Below are 5,174 nucleotides of genomic sequence, written 5' to 3'. Positions count from 1 at the left end.
CGGCCGATCGCGCCGCCAGCGCACCAGCGGCCCCGCCGCCATCGCCACGCCTAGCCCGAGCGCGATCGGCCCCGCCGTCCGGTCGAAGAACGGCGGCCCCACCGACAGCTGACGCCCGAACGCCGCCGCCATCAGAGGATACAGCGTGCCGATCAGCACGATGCCCAGTATGACGGACAGCAGGAGATTGTTGACGACCAGCGCACCCTCCCTGCTCACCGGCTCGAACGTCGCGCCCTGGCGTACGGTGCCGATCCGGACCGCGAACAGCGCCAGCGCGCCGCCGATATACAGCGCCAGCAGCATCAGGATGAACTCGCCTCGCCTGGGATCGACAGCAAAGGCATGAACGCTGGTCAATATGCCCGAGCGGACCAGGAAAGTGCCGATCATCGACATCGAGAAGGCCACGACCGCGAGCATGACCGTCCACGCGCGCAGACTGTCGCGGGTCGCGAGCACCGTCACCGAATGGAGCAGCGCGGTCGCCGCTAGCCACGGCATGAGCGAAGCGTTCTCCACCGGATCCCAGAACCACCAGCCGCCCCAGCCAAGCTCATAGTAAGCCCAGTAGCTACCGGCGGTAATGCCCAGCGTGAGGAACACCCAGGCGCCCAGCACCCACGGCCGCATGGCGCGGGCGAACGCCGGCCCCACGTCGCGCGTCACCAGGGCGCCGACCGCGAACGAGAAGGCGACCGACAGACCGACATAGCCCGCATAGAGCGTGGGTGGATGAAACGCGAGGCCGGGGTCCTGCAGCAGCGGATTGAGCCCCTGTCCATCCAATGGCGCGGGATCCAACCGGGCGAACGGGTTGGAGGACAACAGCAGAAAAGCATAGAAGCCGAGCGCGATGCCCGCCTGCGCGCCCAGCGTCGCCACGAGCGTGCGCGCCTCCAGCCGCCATTCCAGCGCCGCCACCGCCGCGCCGGCCAGCCCCAGGATCGTCACCCACAGCAGCATCGACCCCTCATGCTGTCCCCACGCGCCGGCGATCTTGTACAGCAGCGGCTTGGCGGAATGGCTGTTCTGCGCGACCAGCAGCACCGACATGTCGGATCGTACGAACACCGCGATCAGCGCCGCCATCGCCACCAGCGCGAGCAGGCCCTGCACAACCGCGACCGGGCGAACCGCTGCTAAGAGTTGGCCTGCCAGAGCCATCCCCGCCTCCGTCCGAGCCGCACCTGGCGAAGCCCTGCCTCCCGCTTCGGACGAAGGCGGCCCTTCGACGATCTCGGGGCGAACGGCGGATGGCATCGATCCCGAAGGCACGCTCCTCCGCACCGCAAGCATGGCCAGCAGCAGTTGCAGCCCTGCTAGAGCCGCCGCCAGCCAGAGTGCCGCAAGGCCCGCTTCCGCGATCATCGCTTGAGCATCTTCGTCTCGTGCATCTGCCCCGCGGCGGTAGCGGCGAGCTGGGGCGGCATGTACCGCTCATCGTGCTTGGCCAGCAGGTTGGTCGCGGCGAAGCTGCCGTCGCGGCGGAACTCGCCCTCAGCCACCACGCCCGATCGCTCGCGGAACAGGTCCGGTGTTATGCCGGTGAAGTCTACCGGCGTCGTCGCGCGCCCGTCGGTGACGGTGAAGCGTATCGATACGCCGTCGCCCGCCCGCCGGATCGATCCCGCCGCCACCATCCCGCCGAGGCGCACCGCCCGGCCGAGCGGCAGCCCGTCCTTCGCGACGTCGGACGGCGCATAGAAGAACGCGGCCTGGTCCTTCAGTGCCGACAAGGCGAGTGCACTGGCGCCGCCGACAGCCGCGAGCGCCAGCCCGGTGAGCGCCAGCCGTTGGTTCCTGGCCTTCGACGCCGCACCCCTCATTGCCGGATGTCCGCCGCCCGCTCAGCGCGGCGCATGGCAAGGAAAGCGCCCAGCGCGAGGAGCCCCGCCCCGCCGAGCATGACCGCATAGGCGGCGGCCACGAACAGCCACGGGTTCACGGCAAGCTCCTCACGCGGTCGCCATCCGGCGCAGTCGCGCCTCCGCGCGAACGCTCGCCAGCATCGCCCGCATCCGCATAAGGACGATGCCGGCGAACAGCAGCGTGAAACCGGGCAGCATCAGCCACAGCGGCCACAGGATCGATCCATCTATCGTCGAGCTCGTCAGTCCGATGCTCGGACCCTGGTGCAGCGTGTTCCACCACACGACCGAATAGCGGATGATCGGCAACAGCACCGATCCGGCGATGCCGAAGATCGCGGGCACCCGTCCGTCGCCACCGCGATCCGCCTCGGCGCGGGCGAGTGCGAGATAGCCCAGGTACACGAAGAGCAGCAGCAACATGCTCGTCAGCCGCCCATCCCACTGCCACCACGTCCCCCAGGTCGGTCGCCCCCAGATCGAGCCGGTGATAAGGCACAGTCCCGCGAACACCGCTCCCGGCCCGGCGATCGCGCGCGCCGCGATAGAAGCCAGCGGATGCCGCCAGACCAGATAGCCCGCGCTCGACAGCGCCACGCCACTCCAGCCGCCCATGCCGAGCCAGGCGGCGGGGACGTGGATATAGAGGATGCGCACCGTCTCGCCCTGCAGATAGTCGGGCGGCGTCTGCGTGAGGCCAGCCCAGCAGCCGATCATGATCAGCGCAGCGCCTGTCCAAAGGCAGGTGGACGTCATCGGTCGGGCGATGCTCAGGAAGCGACGTGGATTGGCAAGGGCATGAAGGTTGGGCACAGCGAACCAGGTAAATAGGGTGGTTGCGCGCCCACGTCACCCGACGTTTTCGCGCTCGCGTCGTGAAGCCGGCGAGGTATCAGCCGTACGTCCTGCAGGACAACCGGTCCGGTCCCATAGAAGCGCCTGACGGGTTTCGAACGGGAAGACAGTGGCGCCGACCGGTGAGGCGGATCAGTCTCGGCAGACGTCCCTCGCACCTGTCGCCGACCAGTCAGGCTCCTGACCCATCAAGGGAGGAATCTGCGAGTGACACCGCATCCACACCCGCCACGATCGATGCTCACACATCTTCATGTCCGCCATCGCAATGGCCACAACTGTCATCTACGGGCTGCCATCAGTCAGTTCTGGATCGAGTAAAATATACTTAGGGTCATTGATGCATGTATAGACAAGCCAGTCTCGGGGAATTAGTTAACCTTCATTAGGATCCAGTTGGGCATGGTGATATGAAAGTAGTCCTGTTTTGCGGCGGACTTGGCACCAGACTACGCGATCACACTAGGACTCCAAAACCGTTGGTCGAGATTGGAAATCAAACTCTTCTGTCGTACATCATGGCTTATTATATTCACAATGGTCATACCGAATTCATACTTTGCCTTGGTCATAAGGTTCAAGCTTTCCATACCTATTTCAAGCAACTGGGGGCAATTCCGATACCGAGTATAAATGGTGACAGTAAAAGTCATCGTTTTCGGTTGATGAATGACGAAGGTGTCATCATCGATGTGTCACTGGTCGATACCGGATTATCCAGCAGCATCGGCCAGCGACTTCGAAAGGTACATCCCTTCCTCGTGGGCGAGCAGGTCTTTCTGGCCAATTATGCCGATGGTCTGTCCGACGTTCCTCTCGACAAGGTTCTGCAGGTTCTGGACGACCGTCCTGGCATGATCGGCGTCATGGTCGCGGTTCAACCCACCCAGAGCTTCCACTACGTCCATTACGAGCACGATGGCGTCGTAACCGGCATCAAGCCCGGAGCGGCGGTCGACATGCGTATCAACGGCGGTTATTTTGCGTTCAGAGCCGAGATCTTCGACTATATCGGTGAGGACGACGACCTTCTGGAAGGGACCTTCGATCGCCTGACCGCGACTCGTCGACTGCTCGCATACACCCATGACGGGTTCTGGCGTGCCTGCGATACCTTCAAGGACCTTCTGGCGCTTGAGGCCATGCGGGCTTCGGGACCGGCGCCGTGGGAAATTTGGCAGACGGCGCCTGAAAACATCCGTGTCGCCTCGTGATCTTGCCGATGCTATCACCGGCTCATGCTAAGCTTGTCTCTTGCCGCCGATCGGACGCCACTGAACATATTATGCTTGGGCGCGCACTCCGATGACATAGAAATCGGCTGTGGCGGATTGATACTGAGCGTAATGGCGCGGCATCCAGCGACATCGGTGCGATACGTGGTCTTCAGCGGCGATGACGAACGATCGCGCGAGGCTCGCGCAAGCGCCGCGGCTCTGTCGGGCCTTTCTGTGGATATTCATGTGCTCGACTTCAAGGACGGCCTTTTTCCTGCGCAGCAACCCGCGATCAAGTCGGTGTTCGAGCAGTTCAAGGCGGACTATGAGCCTGACGTTATCCTGACGCATCATACGCTGGACCTGCATCAAGACCATGCGACCATCGGTGCGATGACGCGCCAGACGTTTCGCGATCACCTGATACTTCGTTACGAGATTCCCAAATACGATGCGGATCTGGGCGGTGCCAACGCATATTTTCCGCTGACGGAACGCGTCGCTCGCCAGAAGGCACGGCATATACACGAACATTTCGCCAGCCAGCGCGGACGGCGCTGGTTCGATCCGGAAACCTTCCTGTCACTGGCGCGGTTGCGCGGTATCGAATGCAACGCGGCCGAGGGTTTCGCCGAAGCGTTCCACCTCCCGAAGGCGACGATTGCAATCTGACCAATCCGACTCGCCCGAACCAGCAGCCCTTCTGCAAGCAAACGGCTTCGGGTGACCTCAATATGGCGGAACAGCGAGCGCCGGGTGGTCAGCCCCGACCGATCAGCCGCTGGGCGATCCCGTCCGCCACTTGCGCGATCGGCATGCCGGTCCGGTCCGCCTCGTCCCAGACCTGTGCCAACCGGTCCGGGATCCGGGCGACGCGGGCGCGTACTTCGTCCTCGCCGGCCGTTCCGAGATACTCCAGCGCGACGTTGATGATGCCGCCCGCGTTGATGACATAGTCGGGTGCGTAGAGGATGCCGGCCTCGCGCAGCCGCTCGCCATCTGCCGGGGTCGCGAGCTGGTTGTTGGCACCCCCGGCGACGATCCGGGTCCTTAGCCGGGGGATCGACTCGGCGGTCAGGACCGCGCCGAGCGCGTTGGGGCTCATCACATCCGCCTCGACGCCCAGGATCGCGTCCGCCGCCACCGTGGTCGCGCCGAGTTCGGCCGCCAGCGCCTCTGCCCGCGCGGCATCGACGTCCGCCAGCACCAGCACCGCGCCGTCCGCCGCCAG

Annotated in this window: 6 protein-coding genes and 1 pseudogene; 2 read left to right on the top strand and 5 right to left on the bottom strand. The window is 64.4% G+C overall.

The features are described 5' to 3' along the window. From HUV01_RS11675 to ccmC, 4 genes are all read right to left on the bottom strand, one after another. Positions 1-1,167, bottom strand: a 1,167-nt coding sequence (locus HUV01_RS11675; protein ID WP_438827170.1) for a heme lyase CcmF/NrfE family subunit, incomplete at its 3' end; no start/stop codon positions are given. Positions 1,168-1,367: 200 nt separating this feature from the next. Then, the gene (gene ccmE / locus HUV01_RS11670) at positions 1,368-1,829 is read right to left on the bottom strand and encodes a cytochrome c maturation protein CcmE (RefSeq protein WP_174298416.1); all 462 of its coding nucleotides are present in this window, start codon (positions 1,827-1,829) and stop codon (positions 1,368-1,370) included. Continuing rightward, on the bottom strand, positions 1,826-1,948 hold the full coding sequence (locus tag HUV01_RS15345; RefSeq protein ID WP_302480051.1) for a hypothetical protein: 123 nt from the start codon (positions 1,946-1,948) through the stop codon (positions 1,826-1,828). The genes ccmE and HUV01_RS15345 overlap by 4 nt, the downstream gene beginning before the upstream one ends. A 10-nt stretch (positions 1,949-1,958) precedes the next feature. Beyond that, positions 1,959-2,684, bottom strand: a complete 726-nt coding sequence (gene ccmC / locus HUV01_RS11665; protein WP_174298415.1) for a heme ABC transporter permease CcmC — start codon at positions 2,682-2,684, stop codon at positions 1,959-1,961. A gap of 452 nt (positions 2,685-3,136) precedes the next feature. Here ccmC and HUV01_RS11660 point away from each other — a divergent pair, with 452 nt between their 5' ends. Both HUV01_RS11660 and HUV01_RS11655 read left to right on the top strand, forming a co-directional pair. Then, a complete protein-coding gene (locus tag HUV01_RS11660; protein WP_174298414.1) occupies positions 3,137-3,940 on the top strand; it encodes a sugar phosphate nucleotidyltransferase in 804 nt (267 codons plus the stop codon). Positions 3,941-4,015: 75 nt separating this feature from the next. Beyond that, positions 4,016-4,615: a PIG-L deacetylase family protein gene (locus tag HUV01_RS11655; RefSeq protein WP_217431000.1), complete on the top strand. Its 600-nt coding sequence runs from the start codon at positions 4,016-4,018 to the stop codon at positions 4,613-4,615. A gap of 88 nt (positions 4,616-4,703) precedes the next feature. Here HUV01_RS11655 and HUV01_RS11650 read toward each other — a convergent pair. Beyond that, positions 4,704-5,174: pseudogene (locus HUV01_RS11650) on the bottom strand (amino acid dehydrogenase); the annotation flags it as partial.

Source organism: Sphingomonas bacterium (assembly GCF_903643035.1).
GTDB lineage: Bacteria > Pseudomonadota > Alphaproteobacteria > Sphingomonadales > Sphingomonadaceae > Sphingomonas.
This window is presented reverse-complemented; position numbering and strand designations above follow the sequence as displayed.